The following is a 20,275-nucleotide window of genomic DNA, read 5'->3' as shown; positions in this document are numbered from 1 at the left end:
GATCATAGGGATAATAATTGAGTAAGCATTTCGTTCCAGCCTTCAGGGCCGGTTAGGGTGCTGGTATAGACCTCTTCTTTTTTTACAGCTGGTGGAGGATTTACCGGTGATAAAATGCGAATTGGGACGTGCGCTGCTTCAAGCATTGCTACGTCGTTTTTACCATCGCCAAGAGCGATGGTGTTAACTTTGGTGGTATGTTGCTTTTGGTATTCATTGGCCAGCCACTTAAGCGCTTGGCCTTTATCGCAATTACCTGAAATATGAATAAAACGGCCACCCTCTAATGGAAAGGCGCCGCGATCTTTTACAACCTTTAAAAATCGCTGCTTTTCTTCGTCGCTGCCTAACCATAATACAGGTTCGCCAAACTGACGCTTTGCCGCTAGAGACGCTGAACGTTCATCAAGACCTGTACATTCCTGAATTTCGGATATCGACATTTTTGAAAATTGCTTATATTTACCTTCAAACTCGCTGCCGATTTTTTCTAATAATTTAATCCAGTAATTTTTATTGGATATAAAAGCTTTACACCAATAACCGTCCACCCAAACCGTACCACTAGGCTTTTGTTTGAAAAAGCCGTGAGGGATGAAGATAGCGGCGCCGTTCTCGATAATGAACGGCCCGTCTAAGCCAATTCGTTCACGTAATGGCTGTAATTCAGCAAAGGTTTTACTGGTAGTGGGAATAACGGGAATGTCTTGTGCTTCTAATGCCGTTAAAGCCGGTTTCGCCGCCTCGAAAGAGTAGGTATGGTGGTCTAACAGCGTGCCGTCCATATCGGTGAAAACAAGCGTTTTCGTCATCGTTTTACGTCCTGTTTAGTTATTGTTCTTGTTTCATCAAGATAGAATACGGTATCGCACATTTCAGGCATATGCGCTAATGCGTGTTCAGTAATACGCTGATAGTGTTGCACAAAGTTTGCCACTTCTTCATCAGACATGATGCCGTCACTATCTTTAAAGGCTTTTTGGGCAAGTTTATGCTCTTGTTCTAAGCGCCATTGGTATATACAGTCAAAACTGGGTGCTTTAAGCATGATGCGATAGTCAATTTTGTCGAAAAGTGTTTGGTAATCACCCGCTAATTCAGTATTAACGAACGAACGCCAAATGCTTAGTGGATCTTCAACTTCTTCAAGATTATTCACGGGGCGTTTTAATTCACCAGAAGCCTGAGGCGGCGCACCTACACACCATCCTTCTAGTATGATGAAATCAGGTGAAGATTCTATGACAGGCCACTGCTCTTGCGGGAATGGGTTATCCGTTGCCTTGTTAAAACGAGGTAGAGATGTTCGCGTTCCCTTGGCTAAACTACGAAGCGTATTTAAAGCTAAAGTTACGTCATGTGTACCCGGTACACCGCGTGTTGCGAGTAGCGGATGCACTTTAATTGCTAGCGCGTTTCGCTGAGATTGGTCGTAGTAAAAGTCATCAATAGAGAGTGAAACAACTTGTTTATTATGTACTGATGAGAGGAAAGATTCGATAAAACTGGTCAGAGTAGATTTACCTGAGCCCTGACTACCGTTTATACCAACGATAAAAGGTTTTTTTGCACCCTCTTGGTGCTTTAGCAGCTGCTTACATAATGGCTTGAACCATTTTTGTGCAGTTTCTGCATAGCTACTTGGCAATTGGTGCGTCGTTAAAAAGCTATGTATATCCATGTTGTCACCTTAATCAATGCAGAATTCGCACGTTCTTCTTGATTAAGATAACAACATTTGTGCCAATCGGTTAACTGGCGGGTTTCCCCTAAGAGCTACTTCTTGTTCGCTACGATTACGGCCCGTTGTGGTGCAGGGTAGCCTTCAATGGTGCGAGTAATATCTTCTGGATCGAGAAAATCTTTCAAAGATTGCGATTCCATCCATGACGTTGCACGTTGTTCGTCTAGGGTAGTGTGGTTAACATCTACCACGCGAATATTTTCAAATCCTAGGCGACCTAGCCATACAGAGAGTGCGGCGGTACTCGGCAAAAACCAAACGTTTCGCATTTGAGCATAACGCTCACCGGCCATTAGCACAGTGTTTTCGTCACCATCAACGACAAGTGTCTCAAGTACTAACTCCCCACCTTTTCTTAGCTGATCTTTAAGCTGCTGTAGAAAGGCCATAGGATCTTTGCGGTGATAAAGCACACCCATCGAAAATACAGTGTCAAAGGCTTTCAATGGCTGCATCTCTTCAATGCCTAATGGCAAAAAGTGAATGTTGTCGCAGGGCGAGTTGGAATAAAGCGTAGTGGAATTTCTGATAAATTGCTTAATTGCGTGAAACTGAATAAGAAACAATTGAGTAGGATCTATACCCACTACTTTCTCGGCCCCTTCACCAAGCATACGCCACATGTGATAGCCACTACCACAACCTACGTCTAAAACGTTACGGCCTTTTAAAGAGGCAATGTGAGGAGCTACACGGTCCCATTTCCAGTCTGAACGCCATTCTGTATCTATGTGAATGCCATGCAAGTGAAAAGGCCCTTTACGCCATGGCATAAATTGTTTCAGTAAACCTTCTATTTGCTTTTGCGTATATTCGTTAACATCGTCTTTTGTGCCTATCGAAACGCTCGATGAAAGATCAACATGGCTTGGAGAGGTCGAAGGAAGTTTTCCAAGCATGCGACACCATTTATCAAATTCGCCGTGCTTAGCATTTCGCTGCCAGTCGTCCATTTGGGCAGGAAGGGTTTGCAGCCAATGTGAAAGAGGGCTGTCTATCAACGATTTGTAGCAATCGTTAAACCAAGTCTGTTCTAGTTTACTCATAGTCTTCTTTATATGTATTGAAATCGAAATAACGCGAAGTTTGAAAGACGCTAGTGCCTAACTTTTTATGGCTACCATGGACGTAAAGTTATAGCACTTGTACCACATCACTACATCAGCAAACCCTACTTGTTTCAGGCGCGTTTCATGTTCATTGAAGGTGTCGGTTAACATGACCTTCTCTAGCGCTGCGCGTTTTTGACTTACTTCTAGCTCGCTGTACCCATTGTCGCGTTTAAATTGGTGGTGTAAGTCTACAAGCAATTCGTTTCCGTTGAGGGTAGGGTGACGAATTTTTTCTGACAATACTAAAATACCGCCTGGGTTTAACCCATCGTAAATGCGTTTTAATAGTGCCTCGCGGTCAGCAGGTGGAATAAACTGTAAAGTAAAGTTCATTACAACCATAGACGCGTTACTTATCTCAATATCTTGTGCAAAGCCATGCTGTATGGAAATAGGGTTTGGAAGTGAAAACGTTTGAACAACACGCTTACAGCGTTCAACCATTGCTTCAGATGCATCCACACCTATAATTTTACATGTTTCGCTAGGCAGCGCCCTAGCTACAGATAGACTCGCAGCACCTAAACTACAGCCAAGGTCATAAACTACTGAATTTGAAGTGACTGCAGTTTTAGCCAATTCGCCTATGGTGTGAACAATGGTTTCGTACCCAGGGACTGAACGCTGAATCATATCAGGAAACACATCAACGACAGACTCATCAAATTTAAAGTCATCTACTTTACTGAGTGCCTTTGCATAAATATTGTCGTGTTTCTTCACTGTGAATCTTCTATTAGCCAATTTGGGGCGCAATTTTACCGTCTGATACGTAAATGCCAATGGAAAACACTAAATTTGTTAGTTTTTTACACGTAATTTCGGTTTTAGGTCTTTTAGTTACTATTCTAAAGTATTAATCTATACAGATAATACAAAAAGGAAGCAGTAACGCTAATGACGAGAATTCTAGTTGCAGACGATCACCCATTGTTTCGCGAAGCATTGAGCGGCGCGTTGGAACCTTACTTTGATAATGCACAGATAATTCAAGCTGGAAGCTTGGACGACGCATTGGCAAAGCTTAACGAATTTGAAGGCGTGGAGCTTGTTCTTCTTGACCTCAACATGCCTGGCGGTGAGTATTTCAACGGCCTTATCACGCTACGCGAACAGTATCCAAATATCCCTATCGGTGTAGTTTCAGGTAGTGATACGGTTGAGGTGGTAGCGCAAGTAATGAGCTTAGGTGCACAGGGCTTCATTCCTAAAGTTTCTGAGACACGAGAAATGGCTCAAGCTATCGTAGACATCATTGCTGGCAAAAAGTGGCTTCCGCAAGGCATGGAAGAAGAGCTTGAGAAAGTTGATGATGAATTGAAAGTACTACTTCAGCGCTTCCGTGAACTAACGCCAAAACAAATTCAGGTGCTTTCTTATTTAAGAGCTGGCTTGATGAATAAGCAAATTGCTCATGAAATGAACGTTACTGAAGCAACAATCAAAGCGCACATCAGTGCTATATTGCGTAAGCTTGAAATTAATACACGTACACAGGCTGTGTTGCTGATGGATAAGCTTCAGCTTAGCTAAATGCATCATGTATTAAAAAAGCCGGATTATTCATCCGGTTTTTTTGTCTTTAAAATAATCTCACCGCCCTCGGTTACGATGCCCAAACCTTTATCAGGTACATGCTCAAATTTCTTTTTGCGTTTCAACAACAGCGTCTCCCCCGAGGTACTGCCCTGTGATGAAGTCAAAGCATCAGCTAACTTAGTAAGATAGACCGCCCAGTATTCAACATGGGGTGTTGAATAGTCTTTATAAAAGGCGATGCCAATTTGGTCTTGTTCTTCATAAAAAGGAAGCTCGCCTAATAAATGCTGCCGATGTGTCGTTGATGTTTTTAAGGCATGCCAAACACTGTCAGCGGTAATATATCCTCCAGCTAGCGCCTCAACTTGGTTACTCATAGCATCGCCATAGTATTCAGGTAGAGTGAGCCCTGCATTTCGGATGCGAGTATTTGGGCTTGCGCCCGAAAAGTGCGAAACCAAGCCTCTTTCGGCCATGTCTTTTGCTTTAATTTCAGCTAATTCAACAAGGGCTGGGTTACACCGCAAGAGTTTTCGCTTTTGCCCTTTATCGTTAGCAATGAGTAAAGATAAGGCTTTGGCTTGCTCCGTATTACCGCAGGTTACAGGGTTGGCAAAGCTATTACTTTGTGCAGCTAGAGTAATCAGTGTAGCTATAATGAGATTTTGACAAAAAAGGCCGCTTTCGCGGCCTTTTGCTCTGGGGGTTGAATTAAGCAGCTTTACCACCTCGTTTCTTAGCAGTTGAAGTTGAATTAACTTTCGCTACTAATTCTTCGTGATCGAAATCATCAACGTTGATGGTGCGAAGTCGTCCTGCTTCCGTCTTGCGTAGCAAGTTCGCTTCTTCTTCGTTAATAACTTCTTCAGCGAGTGCTTCGTCAGCCAATACATCCAATCGCGTGAACGGTAGCTTGGCTTTCTTGTGCTTACAAATGCGCTCGAAGATAGGTTCACTTGCTAATACATCATCAAGAGTCTGCTCAAGGTCGCCAAATAAGCTTCCTTCCTCACGGGTGAGGTACTGGCCATAGCCTAAACGGCTACGTGCAGTAGAAGGCGTTTGAAGCATTTGCGCAATAGCATGTTCTGTTTTATCAGAAGGCTTACCAATACGACGACCAAATGGAATAACCATAACGCGAAGTGCTGCCGCAATTGCGCGGTTAGGGAAGTTCGCTAAGAAGTCATCAATTGCAGTTTCAATGTCGTGCAATGTGGTTTGCATCGCCCAATGAAGAAGCGGAAGATCTTCTTTCAAACGACCTTCTTCGTCAAAGCGTTTCAAAGTAGTGCTACCCATGTAAAGGCCACTTAAAATATCACCTAAACGCGCAGACAAGCGCTCGCGACGCTTAAGGTCACCGCCAAGTACGCCCATAGAAACATCAGTAAGAAGTGCTAGGTTAGCGCTATAGCCTTGAAGCAGTTTATAGTAACGCGCTGTTTCATCAGTAAATGGTGCACTGCTAAACGCACCATTGGTTAATGAAAACCAAATACTGCGAACCGTGTTAGCTACCGCAAAGCCGATATGACCGAATACTGCCTTATCAAACGCTTGAAGGGCCTCTTTCTTGTCTTCAATAGATGCAGCTTCAATTTCCTTAAGCACGTATGGGTGACAACGCATCGCGCCTTGACCAAATATCATCATGTTACGAGTAAGGATATTTGCACCTTCAACCGTAATTGATACAGGTACGCCTTGATAGCCGCGGCCCAAGTAGTTGTTTGGCCCAAGCATTACGCCTTTACCACCGTGAACATCCATCGAGTCGTTGATGACTTGACGCATTTTCTCAGTTAAATGGTACTTACAGATTGCCGAGATAACAGAAGGTTTCTCGCCTAGGTCAACACCCACTGTTGAAAAGCGCGTTACGCCATCCATTAAGTAAGCATTACCACCAATACGCGCAAGCATTTCTTCAACACCTTCCATATGACCTACCGGCATACGGAACTGACGACGAATACGTGCATATGCACCGGTTGCAAGTGAAACAGATTTTGCGCCACCAGCAGCAGAAGAAGGCAGGGTAATACAACGTCCTACTGATAAACATTCTACAAGCATGCGCCATCCGCGACCCGCCATCGCTGGACCACCGATAATGTAATCGATAGGTACAAAGATTTCTTCACCCTTGATAGGGCCATTTTGGAATGGCGTATTAAGAGGGAAATGACGACGGCCAATTTCTAGACCTTTAGTGTCGCGAGGGATAAGCGCACAGGTAATACCCGGCTCTTTATTATCGCCAAGAAGGCCTTCAGGATCTTGAAGTTTGAAAGCAAGGCCGATTACTGTAGCCACAGGTGCAAGAGTGATATAGCGCTTGTTAAAAGTAAGGCGCATACCCAGTACTTCTTCACCGTTCCATTCGCCTCTACAAACAACACCAACATCTGGAATTGCGCCAGCATCTGAACCTGCTTCAGGACCAGTTAACGCGAAACAAGGGATTTCTTCACCCTCTGCAAGGCGAGGTAAATAGTGATCTTGCTGCTCTTTAGTCCCATAGTGCTGCAGTAGTTCACCCGGGCCTAGTGAATTTGGTACACCGACTGTGCTTGATAGCACCGCGCTTACACCTGCTAGCTTTTGCAGAACACGTGATTGCGCGTAGGCTGAAAATTCAAGACCACCGTATTCTTTCTTGATGATCATGGCGAAGAATTTGTGTTCTTTTAAGAACTGCCAGATTTCAGGAGGTAGGTCTGCATCTTTGTGGTTTATTTGCCATTCATCGACCATAGAGCAAACTTTGTCACAAGGGCCATCTAGGAACGCTTGCTCTTCTGCGGTTAAGCGGCCTTTAGGAATGCGATGAAGCTTGTCCCAGTCTGGCTTACCGCTAAAGATATCGCCGTCCCACCAAACGGTACCCGCATCAATAGCTTCTTGTTCTGTGCTCGACATTTCCGGCATAACCTTGCGATAGAAGGCTAGCAACTTTTTAGAGATGTGCTGTTGTCTGATATTAGCAAGTGTGAACGGCAGTGTTAAAGCAAGGAACACTACCCAGCCTAGCAGGCCGATATCACCGAAAAGGGTGCCTAAAATCATAACACCTGCGCCCATGGCAACAGCCGTTACCAAGCTGGTACGCTGATAGCTAGCAATCGCTAGCGTCAGAACGACCAGTAAAAACCATATAAAATCTGCCATACTTCACTCCTGAAAGGCGTTAATCGTTACGCTTGCCATACGCTCTGACCTGCAAAACGCTTCGATAGAAAAACGTCAATGATCGAGGTCTGACCAGCATGCTGTAAACCTATTATTTAATAGGGCAAAGATCAAGATTTTTACATGAATATTCTATTAACAACGATATAAATAATAGGGTAGTGGGCTTCACTAGTGTTGAGTATAGACGTTACTTATATAGGGTGATTAAAAATATGAAGTGCGACTGTAAATATCAATTATCTAGGTGGATTGCTGTGATGGGAATGCACTAAAGCTAAATTTCATCGAAATTTGCTTGTAAAAAAGCACGCCTAAATTTTAAACAGAGCGTGCTTTATCAATATTTAGATAAGTTTTTTAAAAAATATTGGGTCTTCTTGGCATATTTTACAGCATCTCAAACGACTTAAGCTTAATATCGCCTTGCTCATCACCTTCTTTAAACTGCTGAAGTCTGACTAGCGTATAGTTAAGCGAAGGTGCGAACCATGCAAAGGTTTCACGTTTCTTAGAGTCGCGAATAAGCTTTACTTTAATTGCTTCAACTTTTCCAAAAGGCAATGACAATACTTCTTCATCTAACACTTGAACGCCATAGTGACGTAGCTGACCTCGATAGTTAACAAAGTTATAGTCTAGCGACGTTTTACCTTCGGCTAGCTGCTTAGCTAAATCGATGCGATAAATTTGATTATCAAACTCACCGTTCCAATCAAAGGTTTCGCCATTTTCGACTTCAATCTTGCCTTGACCTTGCTGGCTAAACGTTACTTTAAGCGCTTTATCCGGCCCAGTTCCCGAGCGGTTGTAGTAATACTCAGAGGGTACAACCGTCTCCTCGTTTACCGCGAAGATTGAGTGCTCGCTTCGCTTGTCTGACAAGAAAAACTTTGAGACCTTCGATGTGTAGATTAAGGAATATTGCTTGTCGCCTAACTTTGAAAGCTCAATATTCGCTTCTCCTACATCATCTCCCCACTTATAAGCCGTATAAGTAGCCTTGTAAGGCTGAAGCGGTAGCTCAGCTTTCTCTGCACTGGACATTGTTTGCGCGTTCCCGGAGAGGGATATCGCAAACAGTGCACCAACAGCAAAAGGCTTAATCGCTCGCATAACCAGATTCTGGTAGTTCTTGCTCATCTAAAACTGCCTTATTGTTTCGCATCGATAATCGACCAGCACTAAACCATGACAGTACTAGCGGATAGATGCGGCGTTCTTGTTCCTGAACACGCTCAGCCAAGTCGCTAGCTGTGTCTTCATCAAATACAGGCACACGACTTTGAATGATAACCGGGCCACCATCAAGCTCTGGTGTAACAAAGTGCACACTTACACCGTGCTCTTTATCTCCATTGTCGATGGCTCGCTGATGCGTATTCAAACCTTTATACTTCGGCAACAAAGATGGATGAATGTTCACTAATTTTCCAGCAAAGCTATCGACGAACTCTGGAGTTAAGATGCGCATAAAGCCAGCAAGCACAACACAGTCAGCGCCAAAAGCATCAATTTGTGCTTTAAGTGCTTCGTCATAAGACTCGCGAGTATCAAAATTAGTGTGGTCAAGGCACACGGCTTCGATCCCTGCTTCTTTTGCGCGCTCAAGACCATAAGCGTTAGGACGATTGCTAATTACGCCGCTGATTTTAGCGTTAAGACGGCCGCCTTTTATTTCATCAATAATGGCCTGCAAATTACTGCCATTACCAGAAATAAGTACGCATATTTTAGTTACACTACTACTCACGCGTTGATCTCTACTTGCTCTTCGCCGTCTTTTGCAGCGATGTTACCAATAACCCACGCATTTTCACCATGTTGCTTAAGGATGTTTAGCGCTACATCGGTATCGCTTTCATCAACAACAATAACTAAGCCAACACCACAGTTGAAGGTGCGGTACATTTCATGGCGCGTTACGTTACCGTTTTCTTGTAGCCAAGAGAAGATAGCAGGCCATTCCCACGAACTTTCATCAATTACCACTTTCGCATCTTCAGGAAGTACGCGAGGGATGTTTTCCCAGAAGCCGCCACCTGTAATGTGTGAAATTGCGCTAACTTCAACCTCTTCAAGCAACGCCAATACCGACTTAACGTAAATGCGAGTAGGCTCAAGCAGCTGGTCAATGATTGGCTTACCATTTAGGTCAGCATTTACATCAGCGCCGCTTACTTCGATAATTTTTCTTACTAATGAATAACCGTTTGAGTGGGGGCCTGACGAACCTAAAGCAATGAGCTTCTGGCCAGGTTTAACCTTCGTGCCGTCAATAACGTTATCAGCCTCAACTACACCAACGCAGAAGCCCGCAATGTCATAATCGCCATCGTGATACATACCGGGCATTTCAGCGGTTTCACCGCCAATAAGTGCACATCCCGCCTGTTCACACCCAGCACCAATGCCAGTAACAACTGACGCCGCAACGTCAACATCAAGCTTACCTGTTGCGTAATAGTCTAGGAAAAATAGCGGTTCAGCACCTTGCACTATTAGGTCGTTTACACACATTGCTACAAGGTCAATGCCTACACCGTCGTGACGATTCGCATCCATTGCCACTCTTAGTTTAGTACCTACGCCGTCAGTACCTGAAACAAGTAGCGGCTTTTTGTATTTTGTAGGTAGTTCGCAAAGTGCACCAAAACCACCCAAATTACCTTTTACTTCTGGTCTGTGGGTTTTCTTGGTAACTGATTTGATGCGTTCAACAAGTTGATTGCCTGCATCGATATCTACGCCTGCATCTTTGTAACTTAAAGAGGTTTTATTTTCGCTCACGGTTGGGCCCTGAAACTAAGAGGTAGAAAACCGCGGATTCTACCAGCAAGTCGGCACAAGTCCAATTTGTGACGGCTATTTTATGCCCTTTTTGATCTTTTTTATTTTAAGGATGAAATTAAACCGAATATAAAAGACAATAGAGCGCTACCTTTTGGTGAACATCTTGCTTAATAATTTGGTTTGCTCTGATATTCGGAGTAAATAACCTGAACGTTGTGCAGCTTTCAAGCTTTATTTGAAATGTGTATGGCTCATAATTGGGTGGGTAAGGAATTGAATTTTAGAGAGTATGGAGTGTCAATGTTGACGGCAGTAATGCGTAACACCGATAAGACAAACAAGCAGAGAATAAGTTTGAAACGAATACTGAGTGTCTCCCTTATTGCAATACTTAACTACAGTGCAGTCACGCACGCCGCTCAGCGCGTTGTTGTTAATGAAGCGCAAATTCAAGTTGAAGATCAAACACAGCGTACTCAACAAACAGCACTCAAAAAAGCGCTAAAGCAAGTATTCATCAAAATGTCGGGCAGCACGAGTGTTCTCGATAATGCGGGTGTGAGAGCGGCATTAACATCGCCTCAATCGCTATTACGCTCATATCGCTTTGCGTTTGATAACAACAGAACCTATTACATTGCTGAATTCGACCAAGCGAAACTCAATGAAATTTTGCAGCGAGAACTGCTTCCGTTATGGGGTGATAGACGTCCCGAGACCATAGTGTGGCTGGCTCTTGAAGACGAAAGCGAGACTCATACTATCCTTGATGAGTCACTTGATACGGGGCTACAGAATGCCTTGAAGCAAACAGCCAAAGAGCGTGGGTTACCTCTCAGCTTACCGTTGATGGATTTAACCGATAACGTCAATATTTCTACCTATGACGTGTGGGGACGATTTGTAGAGCCGCTAAGAAAAGCTTCCAAGCGTTATAGCGTCGACAACATTATCGGTGCCAGAGTTTATCGCAATGACCCGAGTGCCATTCCTGAGTTGCCTGCAAACGTGATACCGTCTGGTACAGTTGAGTCATTGGATAATGTGCTTAATGGTGAGGCGCAGATTAGTCGTCAAAATGATCAGCAGGGTGTTTACGATCACCGCAATGCAGATTCGTTGCCCGATGAACAAATCAACGATTCAGCGAACGCAGAACGCCTCTCCGTGATTGGTAACGAGGAAAGTTATGATGAAGTCTCAGGTACTCAGCTTGAAGGAAATACTGGTCAAGCTCAGCCTGTGGGACAAGTAGAAACTATGACAATGCCATTTACCATGGACGAATTTACCAATTACGCGAAGCGAGCAGATGAAGGTAACTTCGCGCTGGATTGGGTATTCATCGGCGGTGGTAAAGTAAGTTACGGCAGCATTTATGGTGATTCACCGGAAGCTTTGGGTAATCAACTGATTGACGCATACTCAAATTACTTGTCATCGCTTTATGCGGTTGTGGGGATTGAGGAGTCTGAGCGCGAGGTGATCGAGGTCTCAATCGCTAACATTGGCTCAATTTCAAGCTATGCCAGCGCCACAGACTACTTAAACAGTTTAAGCGTTATTGAGAGCGCGACACTTATTGAACAGTCAGGCACAGTGGCAACCTACTCGTTAACTTTAGTGGGTACCGTTGATGATTTACTTAATAGCGTTAAACTAGAAAATAAGTTACGCCCTGTAACCGACGCCTACGGACAAACCGTTAACGGCAACAGCTTTTATTGGAGTAATTAAACTAGCATGCAGCTGCCTTTGCCTGTTACGTTACCTGTCGATGAAAACTTTGATAGTTTCGTTTCCACAGGTAATGAAGAAGTGGTTTCAGTGCTTGAGCAGATCTCACAAGCGCAGCCACTTTGGCGAGACGCCTCGAAGTTGAGCGCGTTAGCGTCGCTGCAACTTCCTTTACTCACCTTATTAGGTAGCAGTGCCGTTGGTAAAAGCCATTTACTGTTTGCTACATGCCACCAGTTGGCAGGCAGGTCGGTTAATCACCTGTATTTAAATCTTAATGACTTTAAAGCGTGGTCATTAGATATCTTCGAGGGGCTGGAAAATCTATCGCTTATCGCATTAGATAATATACACGCTATAGCAGGTGATAAACGCTGGGAAGAAGCGCTATTTGATTTATTCAATCGCGTTATGGAAGCCAAGCAAGCCATGGTTATTTGTACCAGCCATCTAGGCCCGTCAAACCCGGCATTTTCACTACCCGACTTGCGTTCCCGTTTGGCATGGGGCGTTATCTATCACGTGAATCAGCTGGATGATAGTGGCCGTGAAGAGGCTGTACGGCTGCGTGCCGAAGAACGGGGCCTAAAGCTTTCAAACCAAGCATTACAGTTTCTTTTACACCACAGTAAACGCGATTTAAAAAGTCTCATGTCTTTACTAGCCCGTTTAGACACACGCTCACTCCAAGAACAAAAACGCTTGTCGGTGGGCATGGTTAAGCGTGAGCTTAACCTAAATTAGTTAAAGCGGGCGCTTGATCTGAATTATTAAATGCGCGCATTTGCAAGCCACACTCACGTGTAAGCGATAAATAGTAACAGTTAAGTTACATTACTGATGATTCGAATCTCAACTTAAACCATACATCAACTAATGCTTTGCTTTCTTGCTGCTATGCCTAGAGGTAGCAGCAAACTCTTCAGCCAATGTCATCGAATTGTGACTAGAAGTTATTGTTTGCTCCTTATTGCTTTGTATAAGCACATCATTAACATCCGATTGCTCATTCGGATTGGCACTAGATGCAGACTCACGCCATGTCACATCATTAGGAAGAAGGTAGGGTGCAGGTAACGAAGCTTGTATAACAGGCACATTGAGTTCAGGTAAGATCCTACTCACTACATAATCTACGCGCTGAGTAACGTTATCATCACTCACGCGATTTCGCTGTGCCCAGGTGGGTATAAATGTACCATCTTCCAGTGTCTCACGTGTGAATACACCAACATCAGCCTCCGCCTCAAGGCGATAAAGCATCATGAATCGTTCAAACAAGGTGGCAAGGTCTTCTCGCTCTGTAAAGTAAGCGTAGAAGGTTACCGCAGCGTCTTCTTCAAACCAATTAGCAACCTGCAACGCTGTGTAATTTCGCTGCGCACTCGATGCCGTTGTTCCGCCATACATCACTTCTGCAAGTGCATGTAGCTGCGAAGATCTTAAGGGTAAAGAAGATGTTAGCCCGGTCGAAATAGGTGAAGTATCGTCATAAGAAGAAAGAGGACTCGCGTTGCCACTTAGCTGCAGCCATTCTGTATGATCAAAAAAATCGTTGGCGTGAGCCAGTTCGTGATATAGCAAATAGCTCAGCGCGGCTTCAATATCTAGCGTGCTTCGTGATTGTCGCTCTGCGACATTTGAAGTGCTGATAATAGGAAAATAGTAGGCGCCATCTTTTACATACCTCCACGACGTTGTGAAATCCAAATCACTACCAAAGCCGCTTCTGTAGTCAGGCCGAGTGTTCAACGTATCCCGCTCTTGCGGCGTACGCCAGAAATTGTTGGCGTCTAAATATATAGCACCTGTGGCAACCCAATAAAAAGAAGGGCGAATGTCGTAGGATATAACAATAGCATTTGTTGCCCGCAGCAGTTGTAACATGTCGTCACGAGTGGCCGATGTCTCTAAGAATGCTTTAAATGCATCACCCATCCAAGGGTGTGACACATATGCTCTATCTAAAATATCGTCAATAGTCGGGTTTTCTGTCACTTGACCAATCAAAGGTAGTTTGGAGAAGCTACAACTGCTTGATACCTGGTTGTTGTATACGCAATCGTTCAGCGCAGAAGCATAAGGGCTATTCACACGATAGGGCTGCATATGCGCACTGACGGTTTCTGGAATGCTCGTTTCATCATCAACGAAATAGCCATTACGATTAACGTCAATGTTTTTGACCAACACTTGGGCAACGTCAGTGACTACGTCGCCGTTTGAAAGCGTAACGATACTTTCAATTTCTATGACAGCGTCGCTATTGACACTGGGGGCTTGAAAGTAGATAGAATGAGAGTAATCGCCCTCATCGTAATTGAAACTATTGACCGTGGCACCTGAGCGCTGGCGCCACTCTATACCAGCAATATTTAAGCCTTGCGCATTAACCGTGTCGACGCGCAGAGAAACTCTTCCACCCTCTGAGGCTTCATGACCTAACCGTAACGCAGCCAATGGTGCCGTGTTTTCATTGACTTGCAGTGTTAAAGTATCAGACAGTGTTGCGCCGTTTTCCAGACTCACATTCACAGAAATATCGAAACTGCCAGAAGAAGTAGCATCAAAACCAATAGCTTGGGTATGGGCATTGAGCGGCTGCGTTTCCATGCCTGAAACTTGCCAGTTTATATCGGTGACTATCATGCCATTTGGGGCGGTAACAACGAAGTCAACGGCATCGCCAACAACCGCAGTGGTAGAACCTGAAATCCTGATTGTTGGCGTTGGGGCGGGCAAAGCAGGTGCTGAACTGTCGTTTGACCCTGAACCTCCGCACGCTGCAAGTAAAATTACAGAAATAAATATTGATAAGAACTCTGTTAAACGGCGTGCCATCTCAACCCCTTAATAATTATTTTTTAATGCGCTTTGCTTTGTATTTTACACGCTGGCATTTTTTAACTTACCGGTAGGGTTGAAGACTATAAGCTATTGCTTGCTTTGTTCGAAACGCGCTTTTTCTTCCTGCATTTCTTCTTTTAGCTTTTTAAGACCTAACCCTAATTCGCGACCACGTTTTCGGGCGAATGCACTACAGCCAACAAACATTCCGGTGCACAAGATTATTTCTACTACCGCATACCAGCGTTCATCAGGTACTGCATATGCGACAGTACAGCCGTGAATTAGGTAGAATAAAACAACAAAGTTTGCCCAAGCGTGAGTATAAGGCTTGCCTTTTAAAACACCCCAATAGGGTAACAATAAAGGTAAAATATAAAATAAGGCAATAAATAAGGGGGAGTATGTATGCGCTTTAGTAAATGTAAATTGCCAAAGGGTAATCCATACTATCAACCCAGTATGGCTTATTAATGCTAGATAGCGAAAAAAACGCGTATCTGGTCCCATGTTTATTCTCCGAAAAAATCAGGTTTTAATGTTTATCTTAAATTAAGTCAAAGCGCGCCTGTTGTGCCGCGATTCAATCGCCATTTTCTAGCTTTTTCGCAAACGTAGCCAAGCGCTTACCTTGCGCAATGCACAGCGCTTTCTCTTCTTCGCTTAGCTGTTCTGGCGCACTCAAACTGTGGTGTGCTACGTGGGTAACACCGTACGGACTACCACCCATGGTTGTGTTGTGCAATTCAGGCTCACTGTACGGTAATCCGCAAATTATCATCCCGTGATGAATAAGTGGCACCATCATTGAAAGTAACGTTGACTCTTGCCCACCATGCATCGATGAAGATGATGTAAATACGCAGGCAGGTTTATCGATCAATGCTCCTTTTAGCCATTGACTGCTAGTTGAGTCTAAAAAGTGTTTAACAGGCGCGGCCATATTGCCAAAGCGAGTAGGGCTACCAAGGGCCAGTGCGCTACATTGCTCAAGTTCTTGAAGTGTAACCTCAGGGACTGTATTAGAAGCATCAATTGAGACATCTTCAGAAGTGCTGCTCGATTCGTTAATACTTTTAACTGTGCGTACTATAACCGGCACATTTTGTGATGATATTCCCTGTGCAATAGCATCAGCTAAACGTTTGGTGCTGCCATGTCGGCTGTAATAAAGTACAAGAACGGGCCGCACTACAAAATGTCCAATATCGATTCAGGCGGTCGACCGATACGTGCTTTCTCGCCTTTGATAACAATCGGGCGTTCGATTAGCTTAGGCGTCTGAGCCATGGCATCAAAAAGTGCTTCATCAGACAATGCATCGTCCCCTAAATTAGCGTCTTTGTACTCTGTCTCTTTTATACGCATCATATCCCTAACCGATTCAAGGTTAAGTTTTTTAAATATTGCTTTAAGCGCTTGTGCATCTAGGGGGTGTTTTAAATACTCAACAACAACTGGCGCTTCGCCTTTTTCTTCAAGTAGCGCAAGCGTTTGTCTGCTTTTGGAGCAGCGTGGATTGTGAATAATTGTTATGTTTGACATACGAGCCCTTCTTAAGGTTATAACTTTTGCGCGAACTATTGCGTTTTTGCTTCCTAATATCAAGCAGTTTACACCTAGTTGTTACTAAAGTGAGCAATATATTATACGCCGCAACAATCCGTTAAACGCGTAATAGTGACGCTTGAAATACTATTAGAGAAGGGGAATAGAATCTGGCACTATGTTCAAAATAAAAAGTAATTAGAGGGTTGCATGTCGTTCTCACCATTAAATCGCAATGTGGGTAAAGCTAAAGCGCTTCTTCTTATTATCCTTTTTACTACCGCTGCCCTAGCTGGGGTATTTACCTTTAAAAGTCTTCAGAGTGATTTTGAAACCTTGAAAGGTAAAACTTATAGTTGGAGTGAACTTGAGGGGCAATGGATTGTTGTGAACTACTTCGCGCCTTGGTGTGCGCCATGTCTTCGAGAGATGCCTGAATTAGCGTCATTTAATCAATCCTTGCCTGATGATACCCAACTATTTGCAGTGAACTATGACCCCAAAACAAAGGCTGAGCTGATAGAGATGACAAAAAAGTACGGTATTGCGCTGCCAGTAATTGTTAGCACTTCTGATACCAAACTTCCTATGTCCAAGCCCCCATATTTACCTGCTACTTTTATCGTGGGCCCAGATGGCAATGTAAAAGATACGATGATGGGGGAAGTGACGGCATCAAGTTTACATCAACGCCTCAGAGAGTTAAAAGGTACTGGCAACACTGACTAATGAAACCCAAATTTGAGGCTTATGTCAGTGCTTCACGCTTTCTCATTACAGCCTTTCTAAGCGTTCCTCTTGCTCGCGAAACTGCTTTATGCGCGCCCTAATCCGCTGTTTCGCAAGGTGATTGTCACCAGCAAAATTGTATGCGTACTGAAGCTCATCCACTGCGCGATTGTAGGCGCCATAAAGGGCATAGACTTCAGCTTTGCTTTGATGCATCTGCGAAAACTGCTTAGCTTTTTGATACGCTTCACTCATCAATTGGTGGGCTATTTGATAATCCTTCCTAACCAGTAGAAAATCTTTAAGTAACGAAATAGCGTCGTCATACTTCTGTGCACTGATGTAGGCATTCGCCTGATTTAGCGCTAGAACCTGATTTCTCGGATTGTGCTTAACATGAGGCGTTAGCATTTCTATGGCTTTCAAAGGTTGTCCCAAAGAGATGTAAATATCTGTCATAGCATCAAGATAGAAAAGGTTATCGCTATCGCCGGCAATAAGCTTATCCATCACTTTTTTTGCTTTATCAATTTTTTCGTTTCGCATGTAGGCAAGTGCTAAACCGTATAGGGATGCTTCTTTACTCCGCTGAACATCTTGTTCTACCGCTGCTTCAAAGTACTCGACAGCGTAATCAGCCTTAAACGAATAGCGTGCTTTTATTCTTGCTTTCGCTAATTCAAATTGTTTGTTAATCGGTAGGAAGCGTTTGGGGTAATCAGCAGCTCGGCTTCTCGCGTCTGCTATACGGGTTTCGGTTAAGGGGTGGGTTAGAAGACGCGCAGGCGGCTTAGAAACCATACGATACTCTTCTGCCATAGTAGAGAAGAAAGAGGCTGCAGCAGTTGGGTCATAACCAGCTCTTGCCAGCATTGCAATACCAATTCGGTCTGCCTCTTGTTCATTTGTTCGCGTGTAATCAATTTGTAACTGGGCCGATGCCGCTGAGCCTGCTTGCATGGCAGCGATCCCAGCTTCTGGGTTAGCCATGGCGATAAGAACACCACCAATCAGCGAAGCCAATGCTAAAGGCGACGAGCGCTTTTGTGCCTGCATACGTCGCGCAATGTGTCGCTGGGTAACGTGAGAGATTTCGTGCGCCAGCACCGAAGCCAATTCGCTTTCATTTTTAGCCCTACGCATTAACCCTGAATGAACACCGATATGACCGCCGAAAAACGCGAATGCATTTATGGCATCGTTGTTAACCCAGAAAAACTCAAAGGGAAATTTTGCGTTGTCGGCATGCACCACTAAACGATTGCCAATATCTTGCAAATACTCATCTAATACAGGGTCTGAAATAATGGGACTTTGTCCGCGCATTTGGCGCATTACGGCATCGCCTACGATCATCTCTTTATCAAGTGATATGGCATCTGAGGCAACCACGCCTATTTCGGGCAGCGTATTTTTATTGTTGTAATTGGCATCTTGTGCAACGGCCGTTAAGCTCAATGTGAGCACGAAAGAAAGGGCGACTAAAGACGCTGAAAAATGTTTTCTCATGAACCTACAATAATTGTATATGGTTAATACTGCATAACACTTAGAGCACTAAGTTGCTAAACAGTTTCAAATTTTATTTTTTCTTTTAACCACTTTTTGAGTGGACAAGATTTTCCAAACTAGTGTTGAATACTCGTGTTAAACAACTGCTTAGCAGAATTTTCAGCTAATGAGTGTCCTAGCCATCCGCTTACCACATATTACGACAAGCTAGCGCGCTTTATTTAACATTTGTCGATACTATTACTCTACACAGTAATAGCTATACTGTAAAAACATCATACCAGTTTGATTTTGAAAGATTCTTAACTACTACTTATTGCTAATTGCTAGTGCTATCAACTATGATGCGTGTCCTATTCTTGGTTATTTCTAGGCATTTCTATGATTAGCGTTTTTGGTCGATGGTACCGACGCAAATTTTCCGACCCTGACGCGGCAATGCTGCTCATTTTGATTCTTTTAACCACAACAGTATTGCTGTTGTGGGGCGAGCTAATTATGCCTGTACTGGTTGCAGCGGTTATAGCTTATTTGCTTGACTGGCCGGTAAGTCGTTTGGTGAGTGCTGGCGTTAGCCGAACTCTGGCATGCGGCGTGGTTATGCTCGGATTTATCACTATCACTATTTTAACCCTGATTGGATTGGTTCCAATTATCTCAAAGCAGAGCGTGAATCTTATTCAAGAAACGCCGTTAATTTGGCAAAAGGCCCAAGAATGGATCTTAACGCTACCTGATAAATACCCAGATTACGTACAGGTTTATCAAATCCATCAGATGATGGAAGGGTTAAATGAAAAGCTGGTAGAAGTAGGAGAAACCCTGATTTCCGCTTCGTTCAGTAATATCGCCAATTTAGCCGCACTGCTAGTTTATATGGTGCTGGTGCCCTTGATGGTATTTTTCATGTTGAAAGACAAGCTTTTCTTTCTAGATAGCATTTCTCGTTTATTGCCAAAAGAACGTCGCTTAATTACCCAAGTGGGACACGAAATGAATTCTCAAATCGCTAATTATATACGAGGGAAAGTGATTGAGATTATTATAGTGGGTGTAGCGAGTTGTGTGACTTTTGTTCTTATGGATTTGCGTTATGCCATTTTGCTAGGCGTTTTAGTGGGCTTTTCTGTACTCATTCCATATATCGGTGCTGCAGTGGTCACAATACCTGTCGCGGTTGTTGCAATGTTTCAGTGGGGAATATCGCCAGAGTTTTGGTACCTAATGATTGCCTACGGCATTATTCAGGCATTAGATGGTAATTTATTGGTTCCGCTATTATTCTCTGAAGCGGTAAGTCTTCACCCACTTTATATTATTGTTGCTGTTTTAGTCTTTGGTGGCCTTTGGGGTTTTTGGGGGGTGTTTTTCGCCATACCACTTGCTACGCTGGTAAAAGCTGTGGTTACTGCATGGTCAAGCAATCCTGTTGCAGTTCCCGAAGAGGCAAAGTAGCAAACGCTAAGTGTAAAAAAGCCCCGATAGCTTTACGTTATTGGGGCTTTTTTTCTAAGTAAGA

At 43.8% G+C, this 20,275-nt stretch carries 19 protein-coding genes; 5 read left to right on the top strand and 14 right to left on the bottom strand.

All coding sequences use genetic code 11. The features are described 5' to 3' along the window. Window positions 1-2: 2 nt before the first annotated feature. The 4 genes from ACXAFM_RS00380 to cmoA all read right to left on the bottom strand — a co-directional run bounded on the left by ACXAFM_RS00380 (window position 3) and on the right by cmoA (window position 3,579). On the bottom strand, window positions 3-812 hold the full coding sequence (locus ACXAFM_RS00380) for an HAD-IIB family hydrolase (protein ID WP_474825887.1): 810 nt from the start codon (window positions 810-812) through the stop codon (window positions 3-5). Continuing rightward, window positions 809-1,681 (bottom strand): kinase, encoded by an 873-nt coding sequence (locus tag ACXAFM_RS00375; protein WP_474832681.1) that lies wholly within the window; start codon window positions 1,679-1,681, stop codon window positions 809-811. Before ACXAFM_RS00375 ends, ACXAFM_RS00380 begins: the two co-directional genes overlap by 4 nt. Window positions 1,682-1,776: 95 nt before the next feature. Next, a complete protein-coding gene (gene cmoB, locus ACXAFM_RS00370; protein ID WP_474832678.1) occupies window positions 1,777-2,790 on the bottom strand; it encodes a tRNA 5-methoxyuridine(34)/uridine 5-oxyacetic acid(34) synthase CmoB in 1,014 nt (337 codons plus the stop codon). Window positions 2,791-2,847: 57 nt separating this feature from the next. Continuing rightward, entirely contained in the window at window positions 2,848-3,579 is a 732-nt protein-coding gene (gene cmoA / locus ACXAFM_RS00365) for a carboxy-S-adenosyl-L-methionine synthase CmoA (protein ID WP_474832675.1), read from the bottom strand. Between the two features lie 174 nt (window positions 3,580-3,753). Here cmoA and ACXAFM_RS00360 point away from each other — a divergent pair, with 174 nt between their 5' ends. Beyond that, window positions 3,754-4,389, top strand: coding sequence for a response regulator transcription factor (locus ACXAFM_RS00360; protein WP_474832673.1), 636 nt, complete (start codon window positions 3,754-3,756; stop codon window positions 4,387-4,389). Window positions 4,390-4,415: 26 nt separating this feature from the next. On the opposite strand, the gene ACXAFM_RS00355 is transcribed toward ACXAFM_RS00360, so the two are convergent. The 5 genes from ACXAFM_RS00355 to purM all read right to left on the bottom strand — a co-directional run bounded on the left by ACXAFM_RS00355 (window position 4,416) and on the right by purM (window position 10,380). Next, complete coding sequence (locus ACXAFM_RS00355; protein WP_474832670.1) at window positions 4,416-5,123, bottom strand: CAP domain-containing protein; 708 nt, start codon at window positions 5,121-5,123, stop codon at window positions 4,416-4,418. Further along, on the bottom strand, window positions 5,107-7,569 hold the full coding sequence (gene fadE, locus ACXAFM_RS00350) for an acyl-CoA dehydrogenase FadE (protein ID WP_474832668.1): 2,463 nt from the start codon (window positions 7,567-7,569) through the stop codon (window positions 5,107-5,109). The genes ACXAFM_RS00355 and fadE overlap by 17 nt, the downstream gene beginning before the upstream one ends. A gap of 411 nt (window positions 7,570-7,980) precedes the next feature. Further along, window positions 7,981-8,733 carry a DUF3108 domain-containing protein gene (locus tag ACXAFM_RS00345; RefSeq protein ID WP_474825871.1) on the bottom strand — a complete coding sequence of 251 codons (753 nt, stop codon included), beginning with the start codon at window positions 8,731-8,733 and terminating at the stop codon, window positions 7,981-7,983. Then, window positions 8,693-9,343 (bottom strand): phosphoribosylglycinamide formyltransferase, encoded by a 651-nt coding sequence (purN, locus tag ACXAFM_RS00340; protein ID WP_179983569.1) that lies wholly within the window; start codon window positions 9,341-9,343, stop codon window positions 8,693-8,695. Before purN ends, ACXAFM_RS00345 begins: the two co-directional genes overlap by 41 nt. Continuing rightward, window positions 9,340-10,380 (bottom strand): phosphoribosylformylglycinamidine cyclo-ligase, encoded by a 1,041-nt coding sequence (gene purM / locus ACXAFM_RS00335; RefSeq protein ID WP_474832665.1) that lies wholly within the window; start codon window positions 10,378-10,380, stop codon window positions 9,340-9,342. Before purM ends, purN begins: the two co-directional genes overlap by 4 nt. Window positions 10,381-10,683: 303 nt before the next feature. Here purM and ACXAFM_RS00330 point away from each other — a divergent pair, with 303 nt between their 5' ends. Together ACXAFM_RS00330 and hda are read left to right on the top strand one after the other, a co-directional pair. Continuing rightward, window positions 10,684-12,120 (top strand): DUF2066 domain-containing protein, encoded by a 1,437-nt coding sequence (locus ACXAFM_RS00330; protein ID WP_474832662.1) that lies wholly within the window; start codon window positions 10,684-10,686, stop codon window positions 12,118-12,120. 6 nt (window positions 12,121-12,126) lie between these two features. Next, window positions 12,127-12,864 carry a DnaA regulatory inactivator Hda gene (gene hda / locus ACXAFM_RS00325; RefSeq protein ID WP_474832660.1) on the top strand — a complete coding sequence of 246 codons (738 nt, stop codon included), beginning with the start codon at window positions 12,127-12,129 and terminating at the stop codon, window positions 12,862-12,864. 129 nt (window positions 12,865-12,993) lie between these two features. Here hda and ACXAFM_RS00320 read toward each other — a convergent pair whose 3' ends face one another. The 4 genes from ACXAFM_RS00320 to arsC form a co-directional block, all read right to left on the bottom strand. Next, on the bottom strand, window positions 12,994-14,961 hold the full coding sequence (locus ACXAFM_RS00320) for a hypothetical protein (protein WP_474832657.1): 1,968 nt from the start codon (window positions 14,959-14,961) through the stop codon (window positions 12,994-12,996). A gap of 93 nt (window positions 14,962-15,054) precedes the next feature. Continuing rightward, window positions 15,055-15,477, bottom strand: a complete 423-nt coding sequence (locus ACXAFM_RS00315) for a DUF2069 domain-containing protein (RefSeq protein ID WP_474832654.1) — start codon at window positions 15,475-15,477, stop codon at window positions 15,055-15,057. Window positions 15,478-15,550: 73 nt separating this feature from the next. Next, window positions 15,551-16,159, bottom strand: a complete 609-nt coding sequence (gene wrbA, locus ACXAFM_RS00310; protein WP_474832650.1) for an NAD(P)H:quinone oxidoreductase — start codon at window positions 16,157-16,159, stop codon at window positions 15,551-15,553. After that, window positions 16,159-16,512, bottom strand: a complete 354-nt coding sequence (gene arsC, locus ACXAFM_RS00305; protein ID WP_474832649.1) for an arsenate reductase (glutaredoxin) — start codon at window positions 16,510-16,512, stop codon at window positions 16,159-16,161. The genes wrbA and arsC overlap by 1 nt, the downstream gene beginning before the upstream one ends. Before the next feature lie 213 nt (window positions 16,513-16,725). Between arsC and ACXAFM_RS00300 the strand changes: the two genes are divergently transcribed. Continuing rightward, a complete protein-coding gene (locus tag ACXAFM_RS00300; protein ID WP_474832647.1) occupies window positions 16,726-17,244 on the top strand; it encodes a TlpA family protein disulfide reductase in 519 nt (172 codons plus the stop codon). Window positions 17,245-17,289: 45 nt separating this feature from the next. Here ACXAFM_RS00300 and bepA read toward each other — a convergent pair whose 3' ends face one another. Further along, window positions 17,290-18,753, bottom strand: coding sequence for a beta-barrel assembly-enhancing protease (gene bepA, locus ACXAFM_RS00295; RefSeq protein WP_474832644.1), 1,464 nt, complete (start codon window positions 18,751-18,753; stop codon window positions 17,290-17,292). 384 nt (window positions 18,754-19,137) lie between these two features. Between bepA and ACXAFM_RS00290 the strand changes: the two genes are divergently transcribed. Then, on the top strand, window positions 19,138-20,211 hold the full coding sequence (locus ACXAFM_RS00290; protein WP_474825848.1) for an AI-2E family transporter: 1,074 nt from the start codon (window positions 19,138-19,140) through the stop codon (window positions 20,209-20,211). Window positions 20,212-20,275: the final 64 nt, after the last annotated feature.

Source organism: Alteromonas sp. ABD4_190, from assembly GCF_056160105.1.
Note: the sequence above shows the minus strand (reverse complement) of the source record. Positions and strands in the feature narration are given on the sequence as shown.